Here is a 19,211-nt window from a genome sequence, read left to right as displayed (position 1 = left end):
GCGGCTCTTTGGCGGAGCCGACAACAAGGATGGCGACGCGCAATGTCCGGTATCGATACGCCTGCCGCGCACGTCCGGTCCGACGCCGAGACATGCGATCAGCCGGCTTTCCCGATGCTTTCGACCAGCCGGGGCAATTCCGAGAGATCGGCTATCTGGCGGAAGCGAGGCGCGGTGACCGGCGGCTCGACATGTTCCAGCGCCCAGGTCAGTTCATGCGGCACGTGGATGCCCCAACTGCCGGCCTCGATGGCCGGCACCACGTCCGACTTGAGCGAATTGCCGACCATCATGCTTTTTTCGGCGCCATCACCGTGGCGGCTGAAGATGCTGACATAAGTAGCAGGGCTCTTGTCGCTGACGATCTCGACGGCATCGAACAGATCACCGAGGCCCGATTGCGCCAGCTTGCGTTCCTGATCGAAAAGGTCGCCCTTGGTGATCAGCACCAGGCGATACGCATCCGCCAGTTTTTCGACGGTTTCGCGCGCATGAGGCAGCGCCTCGATCGGATGGCCAAGCATCTCACGGCCCGCGGCGAGAATTTCGGCGATAACCGAGGCCGGCGCGCGGCCCTCGGTAATCTCGATCGCCGTTTCGATCATCGACAGGGTAAACCCCTTGATGCCGAAGCCGTAAACGGCGAGGTTGCGCTTCTCGGCTTCCAGCAATCTTGCCGAGATGTGCTCCTCCTCGGCATGATCGGCGAGCAGCGCGGCAAAGCGCTTTTCGGTGATGCGGAAGAACTGCTCGTTCTGCCAGAGCGTGTCGTCGGCATCAAAGCCGATCGTGGTCAATTCATGATTTTTCCGCATGCGACGTCTTCAAGCGAGGTCATTGAACTTGCGTCGAACCTAAGCTGCCTGGAGCAATTTTCAACTGGCGGGCGAAGGCAGGGTCGGCTCCCCTTCCCTTCCATCACCGGCCCCGGCTATACTCCCAAATCCGCAACCCAATCTGGTGAATGATGCCGCCTGCAAAAAAGGAAGTCCGTCCGTCGAGCCGCGGAGGACGTATCCGCACGCCTGCCTTCGTGAAAAATCAACGTGGTGTGAAAAACTGGAAGGAAGTCGGCGCCTGGCTGGCGTGGCGCGGCATCGAGGATATCGAATGCATCACCCCCGACCAGGCCGGTGTTGCGCGCGGCAAGATGATGCCGTCGAAGAAATTCACCTCCAACACCTCGCTGGCGCTGCCTTCGGCGGTGTTCATGACGACGATCTCCGGCGGCTACCCCGAGAACGGCAACGGCTTCAACTATCCGGAAGACGACGGCGACCTCAAGCTGATGCCGGACCTTTCGACGCTGACCGTGGTGCCGTGGGAAGAGGACCCGACGGCGGCGGTCATCTGCGACCTCGTCCACCAGGACGGCCGCTCGGTCGAGTTCACGCCGCGCAACGTGCTGAAGCGTGTGCTTGCCGCTTACCACAAGCGCGGGCTGAAGCCGGTGGTGGCGCCCGAGATCGAGTTCTACCTGGTGCGCAAGAATCCCGATCCGGACTACCCGCTGACCCCGCCGGTCGGGCGTTCGGGACGGGCGATCGGCGGTGGCGCCGGCTATTCAATCGCCGGCGTCAACGAGTTCGACGAACTGATCGACGACATCTACCATTTCTCCGAAAGCCAGGGCCTGGAGATCGACACGCTGATCCACGAGGAAGGCGCCGGCCAGCTCGAGATCAATCTGCGCCACGGCGATCCGATCGAACTGGCCGACCAGGTGTTCATGTTCAAGCGCACCATCCGCGAGGCGGCGCTGAAGCATGAGATCTATGCCACCTTCATGGCCAAGCCGATCCAGGGGCAGCCCGGGTCGGCCATGCATATCCACCAATCGATCCTCGACAAGAAGACCGGCAGGAACGTCTTTTCTGCCGAGGACGGCTCGGAAACCGAAGCTTTTTTCCATTTCCTCGGCGGCATGCAGAAACATGTGCCGAACGCGCTGGTGATGTTTGCGCCTTACGTCAATTCCTATCGCCGGCTGACGCAGTCGGCTTCCGCTCCGGTCAACAACAAGTGGGGCTACGACAACCGCACGACCGCCTTCCGCGTCCCGCGCTCCGACCCGGCAGCCAGGCGCGTCGAGAACCGCATCCCCTCCTCCGACGCCAATCCCTATCTGGCGATGGCCGCATCGCTCGCCTGCGGGCTGATCGGCATGACCAACAAGATCAAGGCCGAACCGCCGGTTCTCACCACCGCCAACGCGGCCGAGATCGACCTGCCGCGCAGCCTGCTCGAGGCGGTCGACCTGTTCGAAGCCGACGAGGAACTCTGCGCGCTGCTCGGCAAGTCGTTCGCCGCCACCTATGCGGCGATCAAGCGGGCGGAATTCGAGACCTTCATGGAAGTGATCAGCCCGTGGGAGCGGGAGTATCTGTTGTTGAATGTTTAGGGGAGTAGGGCAGTACGGCAGTAGGGGGCGGCACGTAATGGCGAAAATCGAGTCCTACAGGGATCTGATCGTCTGGCAGCAGGCAATGGACCTGGCAGTATCCATCTATGAAGTGACACGAGCTTGGCCGAAAGACGAGACCTATGGAATGACAGGTCAGGTGCGTCGGGCAGCTACCTCAGTGCCTGCCAACATCGCTGAGGGTTACGGCCGAGAGAGTCGAGCTTCCTATCAGCAATTTCTCAGGATCGCCCAAGGATCACTCAAAGAATTGGAGACGCATCTTATGATTGCGCACCGTGTCGGAATCGCCTCGCACGAGGCGGTCGAATCTTTGATGAATCGCAGCGAGAGCGTAGGGACGCTACTGCGCCTTCTGATCCGCAAATTGTCACCTGAATAGCTCCTACTGCCCTACTGCCCTACTGCCCTACTGCCCTACTGCCCTACTGCCCTACTGCCCTACTCCCCTACTCCCCTACTCCGAGCATCATGCCCTACCAATCCCCAATCTCCCCCGGCCGCTCCTGGTATGAGGACACGGCCGGGCCGCGGCCCGAATACAAGGCGCTCGACGGTGACCTGAGGTGCGACGTCGTAGTCGTTGGCGGCGGTTTTACCGGCCTGTCGGCGGCGGTGCACCTCGCCAGGGCCGGCAGCAATGTCGTGCTGGTCGAAGCACACCGTTTCGGCGACGGCGCATCGGGCCGCAATGGCGGCCAACTCGGCACCGGTCAGCGCGCCTGGGCCGAGGAACTCGAAGCGGAATATGGCTTTTCCCGGGCCAAGGCGCTGTTCGACCTCGCCGAAGAAGCCAAGGCGCATCTCCTCGAATTCGCCGCCGTCAACAAGATCGAGATCGACTACATGCCCGGCCAGATGTCGGTGGCGCACAAGCAGCGCTATGTCGATGACTACAAGGCGCATGCCGAGATCATGGCGAACCGCTTCGGCTATCCACACATCAGCTTCATGGACGCCAGGGAGACGGCGGAGCGGTTGGGCTCGGCGCGCTATTTCGGCGGCACCCGCGACACCGGCACCGGGCACATCCATCCGCTGAAGCTGGTGATCGGCACGGCAAACGTGGCGGCGCAGGCGGGCGCGCTGCTGTTCGAGCAGACGCCGGCGACCGCCACCGCGTCCGTTGGCGGCAAGGTCAGGGTCACGACGCCGAAAGGCACCATATCAGCCGAGAAATGTCTGATCGGCGTCAACGCCCATGGCGGCACGCTCGAGCCGATCAGTGCCGCGCATATCATGCCGATCGGCTCCTTCATCGGCGCGACGGTGCCGCTTGCGGATTCAAACGTGTTGCCGGGCGGTGAGGCGGTCGACGATTCCCGCTTCGTCGTGCGCTACTTCCGCAAATCGACGGATGGGCGTCTGCTTTTCGGCGGGCGCGAGATCTACGCGGTCAACGATCCGAAAGACATCCATGTCCACATCCGCCGGCAGATCGCCGAGCTTTACCCTGACCTCAGCGATGTCGAGATCACTCATGGCTGGGGCGGCTATGTCGGCATCACGATGCCGAGAAAACCGTTCGTGCGGGAGGTGATGCCCAATGTGATCTCGGTCGGCGGCTATTCCGGCCACGGCGTCATGCTGTCGAACTTTTTCGGCAAGCTCTATGCCGAAACCGTCGCCGGCAACCGGGACCGGCTGAGGCTGATCGAGGACCTGAACATCCCGGCCTTTCCCGGTGGCCGGCGCTTGCGCGCGCCTCTGCTGTTTCTTGCACTCAACTGGTATGCCTTGAGGGACCGCATATAACCACAGGTTGCAAAATCCCTTGCAAGTTGCAGAATCGATCGCAAAGGTGCAGAATCCGCCCGGCAAGGGCGCAGTGATGCCACAATCGCCGGCAAAGGATGCCGGTTCTGGGCAGTCGAAGGGGGATTTTGCGGGCCTGCCCGCGTTGGATTGGGACCGATGCCGACCAGATGCCGGTTTCCCGGCACAGGTCGTAAGAACGTTGGCCCGCAAATGGAGGTTGTAAGAGTGAGAGAGCCCTTCAGTTTCGGCGCGCCGGAACGACGGCGCTTTGCGATGCAGTTTGGCTACGACATGCAGCCCAGGTTCTGGCGGCAAATCCGGTCGAACCTGCATCTGGTCATCGCCGCGTTTGGTACAGCAGCGCTGCTTGGCGTGGCAGCGATGGCGCTATGGCTGGCATTGCCGGCCACTGAGAGACAAGCGGTCGCCAGTCCCGAGCAGATCGTTTCCAGCATTCCGGTGAAAACGACACGGATCGTGCCGGCCGCGGCCGCGGCCGCGAGGATAGAAGCGGCGCAGCAGGCTGCGAGCAAGACCGATGCGATTTCGTCGGCGGTAGTTGCAGCGAAGGCCGAGATAGCGGCGCTGGCGCCCAATGATCCCCGCTGGACAGGATCGGGACCGAAGACCACATCCGGCCAAACGGGGGGCGGCCAGACGGCGGGCGGCCAGACGGCGGGCCAGGCTGAAAAAGCAGACAAGCCGTCCACCGCGGCGGCATTCGCCGATCCGGCAGCGAAAACCAAAGTGGCAGCATTGATTGCCAAAGTCGCTGCTCCCGCCAAGGCGGCGACGGACGGTGCGCCAACCGCCGCCATCTCGACCCCGAAGCCGCTGCCGGCCGCGACACAGAAGGATGGCACCCAGGCCAAAGTCGAGGCCAAGCAAGCAAGCGCGGCAGGACGTATCCTCAGGGGCGTCACCATGCGCACCGGTCCGAAGAACAGTGCGGCCGCCATCGTCACCATTCCCGCCAAGACCTCGGTTCAGGTGATGGGCTGCAAGAAATGGTGCCAGATCGTCTACAACGGCAAACGCGGCTGGATCTACAAGAGCTTCGTCAAGACCGGCGCCTGATGCAGGTCGCGCAAAAGCGCGTCGCATGAGCCCATTCAAAGGCGACGCGTTTTAGGATTGGTCGGGCCATTCTTTGACGTGACGTTGCCCACGGCTCATTTTGGCTGCTGCCAATCAGCCGCCCGGGTGCGAGGGCCGAACGGCTCAGATGCACCGTCCGCCGTCGACCTCCAGCGCCACGCCAGTGACGAAGGCCGCCTCGTCCGACGCCAGCCATAGCGCCGCGTTGGCTATGTCGAGCGGCGTCGAAAGCCGGCCAAGTGGGATCGACGCGCGGAATTTCTCGCGGATTTCGGGCGTGTCGGCGCCCATGAATTTTTCCAGCATGCCGGTCTCGCCGGCGACCGGGCACAGGCAGTTGACGCGGATGTTCTTCGGCGCGAGTTCCACCGCCATGGATTTGGTCGCGGTGATCGCCCAGCCCTTCGACGCATTGTACCAGGTGAGGCCGGGCCGTGGCCTGATGCCGGCGGTCGAGGCCGTGGTCAGGATGACGCCGCCGCCTTGCCTGGCCATCACCGGCACGACCGCCAGGGCGGCGTGGTAGATCGCCTTCATGTTGACGGCCGTGATCAGATCGAAGGTCGCCTCGTCGACCTCGAGCATATCGCCGTTGCGATGGGTGTAGCCGGCATTGTTGACCATGATGTCGATGCGGCCAAAGGCACTCTTTGCGGCATAGACCATCTCGTCGAACTCGGAACGGGTCGAGACGTCCGTCTGGGTCCAGATCGCCGCCCGGCCGATCTCGTTGGCGACGCGTTCGGCGCCCTTGGCGTTGAGGTCGGCGACAACGATTTTGGCGCCCTCCTCGGCAAAACGCTTGGCCATGCCCTCGCCGAAGCCTGACGCGGCACCGGTGATGATGGCAACTTTGTTTTCCAGGCGCATGGCTTTCTCACTCATGATTGAAGACTCCCCGCTCCGGCAGCCTCCGGCAATGGTCGCCGAAAGATCAACATACTCTCGATTTCTCCTTTGGCTTTCACCTCGATCCCGCTCTATGCTGCATCTGCGAAGGCCTCCCGGAACCACCTCGCCGACAAGCGTCCGGGTTGCGCCAGTGTCAAGGGCACACCTCAGAACAATCGGCACACGTCCGATTGGCCCCGGGGATGTGACGCCGTGTCACTGGAAAATCTAAATCGATTAGATTATATCCACGCGTGCACCAGCGAGCGGCGTCAGAGCGGACAGACCATGACCAGCCAGATCATTCCCGTCGACCCTTTCGACTTCATCATCTTCGGCGGCACCGGCGATCTGTCGGAACGCAAGCTTTTGCCGTCACTCTATCATCGCCAGCGCGGCCATCAGTTTTCCGAACCGACGCGCATCATCGGCACGTCGCGCTCGAAAATGACCGACGAGGAATTCCAGGCTTTCGCCAGGCAGGCGATTTCCGACCATGTGAAACCGGCCGATATCGACGCCGCGGAATTGGAGACGTTCCTTGCCCGGCTTTCCTACGTCTCGGCTGACGCGACGACCGGCGCGGGCTTCGACAAATTGAAGACGGCGATCGGCGACAGCGAATGCATCCGCGCCTTCTACCTGGCGGTTGCGCCGGCGCTGTTCGGCGACATCTCGCACAAGCTGAAAGAGAACGGGCTGATCACGCCGAACTCGCGCATCGTGCTGGAGAAGCCGATCGGGCGCGATCTCGCCTCGGCGCGCCAGCTCAACGATTTGGTCGGCGACGATTTCCATGAAAGCCAGATTTTCCGCATCGATCACTATCTCGGCAAGGAAACGGTGCAGAACCTGATGGCGTTGCGCTTTGCCAATGCGCTCTACGAGCCGCTGTGGAATTCCGCCAATGTCGATCATGTGCAGATCACCGTGGCCGAGACCGTCGGCCTCGAAGACCGCGTCACCTATTACGACAAGGCGGGCGCGTTGCGCGACATGGTGCAGAACCACATGCTGCAGCTTCTCTGCCTCGTCGCCATGGAGGCGCCGTCGTCGATGGACGCCGACGCAGTGCGCGACGAAAAGCTGAAGGTTCTGCGCGCGCTGAAACGCATCAACGGCAATGAAGCGCCCAAGCACACGGTACGCGGCCAATACCGTGCCGGGGCCTCGGCCGGCGGGCCGGTGAAAGGCTATGTCGAGGAGCTCGGCAAAAACAGCAACACCGAGACCTTCGTTGCGCTCAAGGCCGAAATCGGCAACTGGCGCTGGGCGGGCGTGCCGTTCTACCTCAGGACGGGCAAGCGGCTGGCGACACGCGTTTCGGAGATCGTCATCGAATTCAAGCCGATCCCGCATTCGATCTTCGGCGACAGTGCCGGGCCGATCTCGGCCAACCAGCTGGTCATCCGGCTGCAGCCCGACGAAGGCGTCAAGCAGTTCATCATGATCAAGGATCCGGGGCCTGGCGGCATGCGGCTGCGCCAGATCCCGCTCGATATGAGCTTCGCGCAATCCTTCGACGGCCGCGCCCCCGACGCCTATGAGCGACTGATCATGGACGTCATCCGTGGCAACCAGACGCTGTTCATGCGCCGCGACGAGGTCGAGGCGGCGTGGAAATGGATCGACCCGATCCAGGACGCATGGGAAGGCGCCAGGCAGGAGGCGCAGGGCTATACCGCCGGCACATGGGGCCCCTCCGCCTCGATTGCGCTGATCGAACGCGACGGGCGGACATGGCACGAGAGCAATTGAACAGCGACGCCTACAACTGGCACGCATTTGCCGAACGCCAGGATCTGGCGGCTGCACTTGCCGGCCACGTCGCAGGCCGCCTGACCGCTGCGATCGCTGAGCGCGGCACGGCATTGCTCGCCGTTTCCGGCGGCACGACGCCGGCGAAATTTTTCGCATCGCTTTCGAGCATCCCGATCGCCTGGAACAAGGTCACGGTGACGCTGGTCGACGAGCGTTGCGTGCCGGTCTCCTCGCCGCGCTCCAACGCCGGGCTGGTCGCCGCCAATCTTCTGCAACACGCCGCCACAGCCGCACGTTTCGTGCCGCTCTACCAAGAGGCAGAGAGCGTCGGCAATACGTCGGAGGCCGATAGCAGGATGTTGCGGTCGCTGCCCTGGCCGCTCGATGTGGTCGTGCTTGGCATGGGAACCGATGGCCATACCGCGTCGTTTTTTCCTGACGTCGACAATCTGGAAACACTGCTCGACCCGTCGTCGGAAAGGGTCGTGCTCCCGGTTCACGCGACAAGCGCCGGCGAGCCGCGGCTGACGCTGTCGCTGGCGCGGATCGTCAGGGCCGGCTTCGTCGCGCTGCACATCGAGGGTGAGGACAAGCGCATGGCATTCGAAAGCGCGATGGCATCGGAAACCCGAAAGCCCATTCGCGCCGTGCTCGACGCAGCCGAGAGACCCGTACAGGTTTTCTGGGCACCCTGATTTCAACTTGCCGAGGGGTCCCGCACGGACCGTGTTTGCGGGACCTCGCCTGAAAGGACCGACGCCATGACCGCGAGACAAGACATCGAAGCCATCACCGAGCGCATCCGCCAACGCTCCAGACCGGGGCGCGAGGCCTATCTCGGCCGCATCGCCGAGGCATCGAGCCGCACCGCCAACCGGGCCGTGCTGTCCTGCGGCAATCTCGCCCACGGCTTTGCCGTGTGCAGCCCTTCGGAAAAGCTGGCATTGGGCGGCGACCGCGTGCCGAACCTTGGCATCATCACCTCCTATAACGACATGCTGTCGGCGCATCAGCCTTTCGAGACATTTCCAGCACTGATCAAGGACGCGGCGCGCGAGGCCGGCGGCATTGCCCAGGTCGCCGGCGGCGTGCCGGCAATGTGCGACGGCGTCACCCAGGGCCAGCCCGGCATGGAGCTGTCGCTGTTCTCGCGCGACGTGATCGCCATGGCGGCGGCGATCGGCCTGTCCCACAACATGTTCGACGCCGCCGTCCATCTTGGCGTTTGCGACAAGATCGTGCCGGGGCTGGTGATCGCGGCGCTGACCTTCGGCCATCTGCCGGCGGTGTTCATCCCGGCCGGGCCGATGACGACGGGCCTGCCCAATGACGAGAAAGCCAAGGTCCGCCAGCTCTATGCCGAAGGCAAGGCAGGACGGGCCGAACTGCTCGAGGCCGAGTCCAAATCCTATCACGGGCCGGGAACCTGCACCTTCTACGGCACGGCGAACTCCAACCAGATGCTGATGGAGATCATGGGCCTGCACACGCCGGGCGCCTCCTTCGTCAACCCCGGCACGCCGTTGCGCGACGCGCTGACCCGGGAGGCGACGAAGCGGGCGCTGGCGATCACCGCGCTCGGCAACGCCTACACGCCGGTCGGCCGGATGATCGACGAGCGCTCGTTCGTCAACGGCATCGTCGGCCTGCACGCCACCGGCGGATCGACCAATCACACCATCCACCTGATCGCCATGGCGGCCGCGGCCGGCATCGCCATCACGTGGCAGGACATTTCGGACCTTTCGGAAGCCGTGCCGCTGCTGGCGCGGGTCTATCCGAACGGCCTTGCCGACGTGAACCATTTCCACGCAGCCGGCGGGCTCGGCTTCCTGATCCGGGAACTGCTCGACGAGGGAATATTGCACGAGGACGTCCAGACGGTTTGGGGCGAAGGGCTGCGGCCTTATGCGGTCGAGGCCAAGCTCGGCGCCGATGGCGGCGTGGTGCGCGAGGCCTCGCCCCGCGAAAGCGGCGACGAGAAGGTGCTGGCGCCGTTCAAGAAGGCGTTCCAGCCGACGGGCGGGCTGAAGATGCTGTCAGGCAATCTCGGCCACGCCGTCATCAAGACTTCCGCCGTGAAACCGGAACGGCGCATCATCGAGGCGCCTGCAAAGGTTTTCGACAGCCAGCAAGGGCTCAACGAGGCGTTCAAGGCCGGCACGTTGACCGGCGATTTCATCGCCGTCATCCGCTTCCAGGGGCCGAAAGCCAACGGCATGCCGGAGTTGCACAAGCTGACCACCGTGCTCGGCGTGCTGCAGGATCGCGGCCAGCATGTGGCGCTGGTCACCGACGGGCGCATGTCGGGGGCGAGCGGCAAGGTGCCGGCGGCGATCCATGTGACGCCGGAGGCGGTCGAGGACGGGCCGATCGCCAGGATCCATGACGGCGACATCATCAGGCTCGACGCCGACGCCGGAACGCTGGAAGTGCTGGTGCCGGCAGGCGATTTCGCGCTGCGGCGGGCGGCGGACAGCGATCTTGTCGGCAATGAATTCGGCTTCGGCCGCGAGCTTTTCGCCGGGTTGCGGCAAATGGTCGGCCGTGCCGACCACGGCGCCAGCGCATTCGGAAACAACGCGGCGGAATTCGCGCTGCAGTGAAAAGGGCGGCTCGTGGCCGCCCTTTTGGCGGTTGTCGATTGCCACGCTATTTTGCCCTTTTGGCCACTACGCTGCCTTCAGGGCAGACATGCTGTCCTATCTCCTTAAGAAGGGCATTAAACACATCGAGGGATGCAGTGTTGAGTGGTTCTGCGTCGTTAGGGAACGGCAAAGGTCGACCCGTTCCAGTCGTCCAGATTCGCTCGCGCTACGGAATAAGTTGACCCTTTCGAGACCTTCCGGAGTCGAATTCTCGTCTTGGAAGCCGACATTGGCCGGAACCAGCATTCGTGACCCAAAGACGACTGACATCTGCCGCGACGTGGACGGCAGCTTTGCGCCCAAAATCGGACGTTGAGATCAGCATTGCCCCTTCCTGAAAGCCGACATCCCAAGAACCTCGCTTAGGGTCGTGGTTGCGCCATTTCGCGACGTTCATGGCGCATCTACAAACCTGACGTTCGCGCTATGACTTGATGGGGACCCAAAGCGGCCGTCCGATGCTGCGAGCCTGATGACATGGGCCGACCCTTCGCAGAGAACGGACTGAAGAATAGCCGCGCTGCCGCAGCAAGGGGTTTGCGAGATCGACCGCTCCCCAAAACCACAACCGCGCCTATTGGCGGAGTACCGAATCGGCCGGCTGAGCCGTCATTATCGGATCGGCATGACGATGCACAATCTTCCAGAGACCATCTTCTGGGCGAAAGACGCTCGTCACGCGTAACGCTAGAGGTGTGACATCGCTCCGACCGCCAACCTTGGACCTGAGCTGCTCTACTTCGACGAGGTATGCCAGCTCAGACGTCACACACTTCGCTATGCTCTCGAAGCCGGTAGCGTCGCCGTCCCTGTAATTCGATGCCGCTTGCTCCATCGTCTCAGCGACCTGCTTCCATCCATGCGCGAAAGGGCCAAAGGGATTGCCCAGTGTTACATCGTCTCGTTGGGAAAAGAGCTTCTTCGCAGGCGCGGGGTTTCCTTTCATGAACTCATCCAGGGCTAGGTGATATTTTTCAACTGCTTGATCGAAATCATTGGCGTCGAGAGACACGTCATCCTCCCTGTCGTTTTATTTCTGATCCGGACTGGCGACTCCTGCAGGTTCAACATTCTGTGTGTCCGCAGCGGTGAGGCATTTCACTAACTGCGGCGCAGCGCGGGTTGGCTTGGTCAGTATAGCAGGGCCAAGACAAGTTTCGCGACAGCGCTTTGAGACGGCTCGGCAAATGGCCGGTTTCCACCCGACCGCGATGTAGAACGCTCCGCGGCTGTACGGCAGATCGAATCCTTGGGCTGGCTCGGTCGCGCCATTTGCTGACCTTCATGGCGCTGCTCCAAACCTGCCGTTCGCGCTACGACCTGATCCGACCCTTCCATGCCCTTCCTTCTGGGCAGCGCTACGACAATCCGTGACCCAATCACGACAGCCGAAATCACAGCGGCAGAGCATCGAAAGACCGCTCCTGGCGCGACCTTCCCGTTCGGAATGATCCGAGGCGGTCATGCCCCAGTGGCAAATTCCAACGTCTCCGGGACCAGCTTTCTTAATATCGCCAATGGGCCACGATTTTTTGGCAGAAGGAGAGAGAGGGAGCCTGAGCTGCCGAGCTCCGCTTCCGTTGATGCGGTTTGCATTTATCCGCGTGAGGTAAAGCTCGCGCTTCTATTCCGGGCAACAAGGGTGTGCGAGGTGCAAAGTAGCCGGCTGAGCCGCATTTCACTTCTTGCGCGGATCGTCAGCCGGGTTGATGTAAGTAATACGAAACGGTCCGACGAAATGAACCTCGATGATAGTCTCTTCGCCTCCCGTCCAGACGTAATGCGCTTGATTTGCTGGCAGCGCGTGGAAGGCTCCGGGTTTTAGCAGGTCGCCAGTCTTTCCGCCCTTTTCGCCGACTCCAAAGCCAATGCTGCCGCTGACCAGGGTGATGGTCTCGGCATACGGGTGAGTGTGGGGCGGAATCTGATAGTTGGGCGGAAACTTGGAGCGTGTGACAACCACTTCGCCAGTCTTTGTCGGATCGCCCGTCAAGACAGCGACTCTAGCCCCTTTTGGCAGGCTAGGATTATCCTTCCATACCAGCTTGTCAGGCGTAAGCAGGGTCACATTCATATCGTCCGCGAATGCCGAACCTCCACATACGGTCAAAACTGCTGCAACTGTAATACCGAAGGCAAGTGTGGATCTGCGATTCATAGATTTCATCGCTTCCTCCATTTAGCATGTGCGTGGTGCGCACGAACAAATCATCCAGAGCCCGACCCGACCAATTGTCAAATCAACTGATCGGTGGTCGCCATCCCAGCCAACCCCACCGTCGGGAATCGGGGCGTGAGGCGACCTTACCTGTTCCCGCTGTGTAGGTCAGGATATGGCGCGATCAAGGCGATGCGCGCTTCAGCCGCTCAGCATGTCCAGGGCGGCATTAAAGGACCGGGTCGGGTGGAATCTTGCTGTCTGAGCCGACTGCCGGAACGCACAGGCAGCGCCAGGAGCTGACGTCCGGCCGACGCCCGCCGAATGGCTCAATCCCAACGATTTTGTGCCCTTCGTTCGCAGCAATCCTCCAGCGACCCGAAAACACCATTTCCACCGTTAGGGCAAGGACTCGCATGAGCGATGGGCTGTCATTCTTGGCCTACCGCTTGCATCTAAACAGCGGTTGCAGATTCCGAGCGCACAGTCGCTTGCATATCGCGGTGACCTCTCCAGCGATTTCAGCGGATGCATCATTCGGGCCCCAGGTGCAGGTTCATTGTCTCGGACCGATTGGTCTTGCCAGCGGCTGCAATTGCGATCAATTTCATAGACTGGAGATATACATCTCCTCGCACAGCCAACTGTCTGAAAGGGAGCTGCGGCCGCAGGATCACAGGGGCAGGGAGGAAGGGATGCGAGCGTCTCGGAGCCGAGAGGGTGTATCGTTGGCCCGCATCAATGCTATTTGCAGGTTATTGCTGCTCATGGTCGCGGCGCTCGTTGTCGGTTTGCCCCAACCCGCACAGCCGACCGAGCTGGATGGCGATCCGTTGAGATTGTTGCTGTGGCAAGCGCCAAGCACACTGAACCCACACCAAGCGCCGGGCATCAAGGATCAAACGGCAAGCCGTATCGTCTACGAGCCACTGGCCAGCTTCGACGCAGAGGGCCGGCTGGTGCACTTTCTCGCAGCCGAGATTCCATCGCTTGAGAATGGCCAGGTCGCGCCCGATGGCAGATCGGTCACATGGAAGCTTAGGCCGGGCATCAAGTGGTCCGACGGCGTGCCGTTCACCGCGAAGGATGTCCTTTTCACCTACCAATACATAGTGAACGAGGACGTGGGCTCGTCGAGCGCGGGCTCGTACAAATCAGTCGCGAAGGTGGAGGCGCTCGACAACTTAACGGTCAAGGTCACCTTCAAGGACGTCAATCCCGCCTGGTCGCTGCCCTTCGTCGGCGTGCAGGGAATGATTATTCCGGAACACGTATTCGGCCAGTACAATAACAAAGATGCCGCCAGCGCTCCGGCAAACCTCGCCCCGGTGGGCACCGGTCCTTACCGACTCAAGGAGTTCCGGACGGAGGACGTCCTTCTCATCGGCGAAGACGTCGTCAACACGGTCAAGATCATCTTCGAGCCAAATCCCGAGTATCGTGATCGTGACAGCCTGGCGTTCAAGCAGGTCACGCTTCAGGGCGGTGGCGACGCCAGAACCGCTGCAAACGCCGTGAGCGAAGGCATCGTCGACTACGCGTGGAACCTTCAGGTCGGCGAGGCTGACCTTCGAAGCCTTGAAACCAAGGGCGTTGGTAGGGTCGAGTTGTATTGGGGATCCTATGTCGAACGCATCATGCTCAATTTCACCGATCCCAGACGGGAAACCGCCGACGGCGAACGCGCGAGCGTGGAGTTCCCCCATCCAATCCTGACCGACAGGCGCGTCCGGCAGGCGCTGGCCGCCGCCGTTGACCGGCGGAAAGCTGCCGAACTGCACGGCAGGAGTGGCCGCGCCACCGCCAATCTCCTAGTCGCACCGGCCGCCTTCGCCTCGCCGAACAGGAAATGGGAGTTCAATCTCGATAAGGCGCGCGCTCTGCTGGACGAAGCCGGATGGCGCGACACCGATGGCGACGGCGTCCGCGACAAGGACGGCGTCCCGCTGGCGCTGGTGTTTCAGACCAGCATCAACCCGGTGCGGGAGGCGACCCAGGACTTCATAAAGGCGGACTTCGGCTCGATCGGAGTCCGGGTGGAAAACAAGCTGATCGATTCCAGCATCTTCCTGGGGTCGTCGCCCGACAATACGAACACCAGACGGCACTTCTATGCGGACCTCGAGGAGTTCGCTTACGGCAACAAGGGCCCCGATCCCGGCAGCTACATGATCGGCTGGACCTGCGCCGAAGCAGCACAGAAGAAAAACAACTGGTCGGGAACGAATTGGGCCCGCTATTGCAATCCCGAGTATGATGCGCTGTTCCAGGCGTCGGCGACCGAAGTCGATCCGGAGAAACGGGGCGCGCTGTTCATGGCGATGAACGATCTCCTGATCGCCGATGCCGCGGTCATTCCGCTCATCGAATGGGCTTATACTTCGGGCCTGCGCAATGACATAGCCGGCTACGATCCTACCCCTTGGGACGCTGAAACCTGGGACATAGCGAAGTGGCATCGCAAGAAGTGATCGGAGGCGGCCGGGACGCAGAAGGCATCCAAGCGGACGGGAAGTCGGGGCAAATTCGGCAGTTGTACACCGCTCCCTTGGGGAAACTGACCGCTTGGGTCGCGGCGGCGCTGCGCAAGCTCAACATTGGCGGCAAGCTTACGGTCGGCTTTGGCATCCTGGTCGCTTTAATGCTGCTTGTCGTCGGGTTGAACTACCTGGGAAGCATAGCGGCCGTTCGCAACATCAACAGAACCACCGATCTCAGCGCGCCAAGCGCGGTTGCATCGGCTCGGGCTCAAGCGAATCTGCTCCGCATGCTGGGCGAGGTCCGAGGTTATCTGGCACTTGGCGACGAATCCTATCGGGATGACTATCGGCTGGCCAACGAGGCCTTCCTTGGCGACATGCGCGAGCTCGAGGGTCTCCTGCGCGCAAAGGGGGAGTCGCCAGCCGGGCGCAGCAATGCCGAGCTCGGCATGCAAGAAATCGGTCAACTGTTGGCTGAATGGAAACCACTGTCCGAGCAGCTATTCGAACTGCGTAACGACCAGCTGCGCAGGGAACCCGCGCTCAAGATCCTTGTGAGCGACGCCAACCCGCTCATAGCGACGGTGGTGGCGTCGGCCAAAGCCATGATGCTGGCCCAGCAGAACCGTGATCCGACGGCTGCCAATACGGCGCTCCTGGCCGACCTGGCCTCGTTCCAGAGCTCCTTCTACGCGATGGTCGCTGGGCTGCGCGGCTATGTCACCACTGGACGGGAGAGCTTCAAATATGAGTATCAGGCCAACCTTAATATCAATGAAGGGGCCTGGTCCAACATCGCGAAAGAGGGCACCACGCTTGCGGCTAACCAGACTGTATTGATCGATAGAATGGCCAAGAGCCGGACTGCATTCCTCGAGCTGCCCGCGCGGATGTTCGAGGCGGTGGAGGGCGAACACGCACGCGAGGACCTTTATCTGTTCCGCACGAAGGCAGTGCCGATCGCAGAGCGCATGCTCGCGCTCCTCGACGCTGTCGCCACTCAAGAGCAGCAGCGGCTTCAAGTCGACCTCGCGGGCGGCCGGGACCAGCTCGAACGTGCGCAACAAATAATCCTGACCGTCGGGGCAGCAGCCGTTTTGTCGGGCTTACTGCTTGGCCTGATATTCCGGGACAGTATCGCCGGACCGATCCAGCGACTGACCGGTGTCGCCGATCGCGTGCGCAGAGGCGACCTCGCGGCCCGCGCGAAGGTCGAGTCAGGCGATGAAATCGGCAAGCTCGCTGCCAGCTTCAACAGCATGACCGTGCAACTGGCTTCGAACATTGGAGACCTCGAGAACCGCCGCAGAGAGCAGGAGAACCTCGCCAGACGGTTTCGCCGCCAGAGCGAATATCTGGGCGCCTTGCATGACACGTCGCTCGGGTTGATCGCGAGGCTCGATCTTGCCGAGCTTCTGTCGGATCTCACGAGTCGAGCAGCGCAGTTGCTGGGTACCGAGCACGGCTACGTCTACCTGGTTGACGGGGCCGGTGAATCTCTCGAGCGCAAGGTCGGAGTCGGGGTCTACGCCACGCATATCGGCCAGAGGCTGGTGATAAACGAAGGGGTAGCCGGCACGGTGTGGAATACTGGCGAGCCTCTCGTGATCACCGACTATCAGAACTGGCCGGGACGGGCCGCTGCCGCAGCCCAAATGGACATCACTATTCGGGCGATCATGGGGGTGCCGCTCAAGTCCGGCGACACGGTCGTTGGCGTGCTCGGCATTGCTTACGACGACGCCTCGGCGCTCGACTTCGGCGAGGAAGAGGTCGAGTTGTTGAAGCGCTTTGGACAGCTCGCCTCGATCGCGCTGGAAAACGCTCAACTTCACACTGCAACGGCGGCTGCCAGGCGCGAGGCGGAGGAAGCGAGCAATCGCGTCGGCGAACAGAACCGCATGCTCGAATCGCTTTCCAGCAAGCTGTCCAAGTATCTCTCGCCGCAGGTTTATTCATCGATCTTCTCGGGCAAACGGAACGTCGAGATTTCTTCATCGAGAAAGAAACTCACCGTGTTCTTTTCCGACATTGCCGACTTTACCGCGACGACGGACAAACTCGAGTCCGAGGAATTGACAGAACTGCTCAATCAGTACCTGACCGAGATGGCGAAGATCGCCTTGGAGCACGGCGCAACCATCGACAAGTATGTTGGGGACGCCATCCTCGCCTTCTTCGGCGACCCCGAGACCAAAGGCACCAGAGAGGATGCGCTCGCCTGCGTCAGCATGGCGATCGCGATGCAGAGACGCATGAAGGAGCTGCAGAGAGAGTGGGTGGACGCAGGCTATAAACTGCCCTTCCATCTGCGTATCGGAATCAACACCGGCTACTGCACAGTCGGCAATTTCGGCAGTGAGGACCGGATGGACTACACCATCATTGGCGGAGAGGTGAATCTCGCCTCGCGTCTTCAGGCACATGCCGACCTTGGCGGCATCCTGCTGGCGCGTGAGACCTGGGCGCTTGTCAAGGACGACATCGAGTCAGAGGAGCTGACGCCGCTGACCATCAAAGGCTTTTCGGAACCGGTTCGGTCATATCGGGTGCTTGGAATTCGGGGCGATCAACCGACTCCCGCGCCGGTGCTCCGCCACATCCAGGAAGGATTGCGGGTCGAGATCGACGTGCCCTTCCTGAAAGGCGCTAGCCGAGCCGAAGCCATCAAGGTGCTTGAAGAATTTATTACGCAACTACGGAACTGAACGCTCGAGACGAACGCTGAGTGCCTTGGTCGCTCGCGAAAAAAAGCTGCCGTTCGCGCAACGGATCGAGTCGACCCGCTCCAGTCGTTGGGATTCGAGCACGCAAACGGCACAAGTTGACTCAAAGCGGTCATGCACGCGGCCGTTATCGTCGCCCGCCAGCCAACCTGTATTCGACGTCTACCTCGATGATGCCGCCAGTATCCCCGAGGTCGCTCCGTACTTCCTCGCGCACGGCTTTGCGCGCCTCCGCGGAAAGCGAGACAAATGCTTGCCCAGCCGAGCCCGCACCTTTCTCGAAGGGTTCGAAGTATGCATCAAAGGAAGGCAGCACGAAGCGATGCATCTCGGTGGTGATCTCCACGTCCCGGAAATCCGCGACCTCGAGCAGCGACCTCAATTTCATTTCGTCGCCAAGCGAAAATACGCGGGCGGCGGCGGCCGCTAACGATGGCACGTGCCGTGCAATGGCGAGGTTAATGCGAGTGTTATAGGACCGTCCTGGCACTGTGTTGACTGAAACCGCGACGCGCCCACCGGGACGAAGTACGCGACGAAACTCGGCAAGTCCGCGCAGCGGGTCGGGGAAGAACATCAGTCCGAGGCTGCACACGACCGCATCGAAGCTTTCGTCGGGAAATGAAAGTGCCTGGCCATCCTCGACCGCCACCGAAGCGTTTTTTGCGTGGCCAAGGCGTCCGCGCGACTTCTCGACCATTGCGGGCGACAAGTCGGCGGCAATGACGTGGCCGGTTGGGCCAACGATATTTAGGGCCGCTTCGGCTGCGAAACCTGTGCCCGCGGCGATGTCGAGGACGCGCATACCCGGCGCGATGTGAGCCGCGCGAAGTAGGTAGGGTGCGAAGTGTGTCGTGACGCGCGCGAAGGCACCGTCGTAACCGGCCGCAGCTTCATCCCTGTATGTCAGTTCCTCTGCCACTCGGGCGAGTCCATTTGATCGACGCTACAACAACTAGGCTAGGACAATGCCGAAGGCTACTCTTTGGATTTGAATGTCCGTCCTTGGGACACTCCTTAACCGTTCGGATCGGCGGCAAGTAACGTGAACTTCCCACCCGATCCGGTCCTTTAATGCCGCTCTGGACATACTGAGCGACTGAAGCGTGCATCGCCTTGATCACGCCATCTTTGGGCATTCACGATACGAACGCGAAACGCCGCATTCGTCACCCACTCCGCGCGTAGCCTACGGCCGGGGCAAGAGGCGCGGTGTTCCGCAACCTCAAAGGACGAACTATCGTTTGCGACCGCGAAGCCATCCGCATG

14 protein-coding genes are annotated in these 19,211 nt (G+C 61.7%); 9 read left to right on the top strand and 5 right to left on the bottom strand.

Going from position 1 to position 19,211, the window contains the following annotated elements; translation table 11 throughout:
• Positions 1-98: 98 nt before the first annotated feature.
• Positions 99-815 carry an HAD family hydrolase gene (locus AC0L28_RS26695; RefSeq protein WP_287377874.1) on the bottom strand — a complete coding sequence of 239 codons (717 nt, stop codon included), beginning with the start codon at positions 813-815 and terminating at the stop codon, positions 99-101.
• A 149-nt stretch (positions 816-964) separates the two neighbouring features.
• On the opposite strand from AC0L28_RS26695, the gene AC0L28_RS26690 reads away from it, so the two are divergent.
• The 4 genes from AC0L28_RS26690 (at position 965) to AC0L28_RS26675 (ending at position 5,257) form a co-directional block, all read left to right on the top strand.
• Positions 965-2,401 (top strand): glutamine synthetase family protein, encoded by a 1,437-nt coding sequence (locus AC0L28_RS26690; RefSeq protein ID WP_473481230.1) that lies wholly within the window; start codon positions 965-967, stop codon positions 2,399-2,401.
• 37 nt (positions 2,402-2,438) lie between these two features.
• On the top strand, positions 2,439-2,804 hold the full coding sequence (locus AC0L28_RS26685) for a four helix bundle protein (RefSeq protein WP_287307795.1): 366 nt from the start codon (positions 2,439-2,441) through the stop codon (positions 2,802-2,804).
• An 89-nt stretch (positions 2,805-2,893) separates the two neighbouring features.
• Positions 2,894-4,177, top strand: a complete 1,284-nt coding sequence (locus AC0L28_RS26680; protein ID WP_473481228.1) for an NAD(P)/FAD-dependent oxidoreductase — start codon at positions 2,894-2,896, stop codon at positions 4,175-4,177.
• Positions 4,178-4,405: 228 nt separating this feature from the next.
• On the top strand, positions 4,406-5,257 hold the full coding sequence (locus AC0L28_RS26675) for an SH3 domain-containing protein (RefSeq protein ID WP_473481226.1): 852 nt from the start codon (positions 4,406-4,408) through the stop codon (positions 5,255-5,257).
• 144 nt (positions 5,258-5,401) lie between these two features.
• On the opposite strand, the gene AC0L28_RS26670 is transcribed toward AC0L28_RS26675, so the two are convergent.
• Positions 5,402-6,148: an SDR family oxidoreductase gene (locus AC0L28_RS26670; protein WP_473481274.1), complete on the bottom strand. Its 747-nt coding sequence runs from the start codon at positions 6,146-6,148 to the stop codon at positions 5,402-5,404.
• Between the two features lie 309 nt (positions 6,149-6,457).
• On the opposite strand from AC0L28_RS26670, the gene zwf reads away from it, so the two are divergent.
• The 3 genes from zwf to edd all read left to right on the top strand — a co-directional run bounded on the left by zwf (position 6,458) and on the right by edd (position 10,536).
• Positions 6,458-7,927 carry a glucose-6-phosphate dehydrogenase gene (gene zwf / locus AC0L28_RS26665; RefSeq protein ID WP_236375126.1) on the top strand — a complete coding sequence of 490 codons (1,470 nt, stop codon included), beginning with the start codon at positions 6,458-6,460 and terminating at the stop codon, positions 7,925-7,927.
• Complete coding sequence (pgl, locus tag AC0L28_RS26660) at positions 7,909-8,625, top strand: 6-phosphogluconolactonase (RefSeq protein ID WP_473481224.1); 717 nt, start codon at positions 7,909-7,911, stop codon at positions 8,623-8,625. The genes zwf and pgl overlap by 19 nt, the downstream gene beginning before the upstream one ends.
• 66 nt (positions 8,626-8,691) lie before the next feature.
• A complete protein-coding gene (gene edd / locus AC0L28_RS26655) occupies positions 8,692-10,536 on the top strand; it encodes a phosphogluconate dehydratase (protein WP_128175853.1) in 1,845 nt (614 codons plus the stop codon).
• 616 nt (positions 10,537-11,152) lie between these two features.
• Here edd and AC0L28_RS26650 read toward each other — a convergent pair.
• Positions 11,153-11,590: a YybH family protein gene (locus AC0L28_RS26650; RefSeq protein WP_027152611.1), complete on the bottom strand. Its 438-nt coding sequence runs from the start codon at positions 11,588-11,590 to the stop codon at positions 11,153-11,155.
• Positions 11,591-12,256: 666 nt separating this feature from the next.
• The gene (locus AC0L28_RS26645) at positions 12,257-12,745 is read right to left on the bottom strand and encodes a cupin domain-containing protein (protein WP_473481222.1); all 489 of its coding nucleotides are present in this window, start codon (positions 12,743-12,745) and stop codon (positions 12,257-12,259) included.
• 482 nt (positions 12,746-13,227) lie between these two features.
• On the opposite strand from AC0L28_RS26645, the gene AC0L28_RS26640 reads away from it, so the two are divergent.
• Both AC0L28_RS26640 and AC0L28_RS26635 read left to right on the top strand, forming a co-directional pair.
• Positions 13,228-15,207, top strand: a complete 1,980-nt coding sequence (locus AC0L28_RS26640; protein ID WP_473481220.1) for a peptide ABC transporter substrate-binding protein — start codon at positions 13,228-13,230, stop codon at positions 15,205-15,207.
• On the top strand, positions 15,189-17,924 hold the full coding sequence (locus tag AC0L28_RS26635; protein WP_473481218.1) for an adenylate/guanylate cyclase domain-containing protein: 2,736 nt from the start codon (positions 15,189-15,191) through the stop codon (positions 17,922-17,924). The genes AC0L28_RS26640 and AC0L28_RS26635 overlap by 19 nt, the downstream gene beginning before the upstream one ends.
• A 145-nt stretch (positions 17,925-18,069) precedes the next feature.
• Here the strand turns inward: AC0L28_RS26635 and AC0L28_RS26630 are convergent, their stop codons facing one another.
• A complete protein-coding gene (locus tag AC0L28_RS26630) occupies positions 18,070-18,864 on the bottom strand; it encodes a class I SAM-dependent methyltransferase (RefSeq protein WP_473481216.1) in 795 nt (264 codons plus the stop codon).
• Between the last annotated feature and the right edge of the window lie 347 nt (positions 18,865-19,211).

The sequence above is a fragment of the Mesorhizobium sp. WSM4847 genome (genome assembly GCF_055811335.1).
Note: the sequence above shows the minus strand (reverse complement) of the source record. Positions and strands in the feature narration are given on the sequence as shown.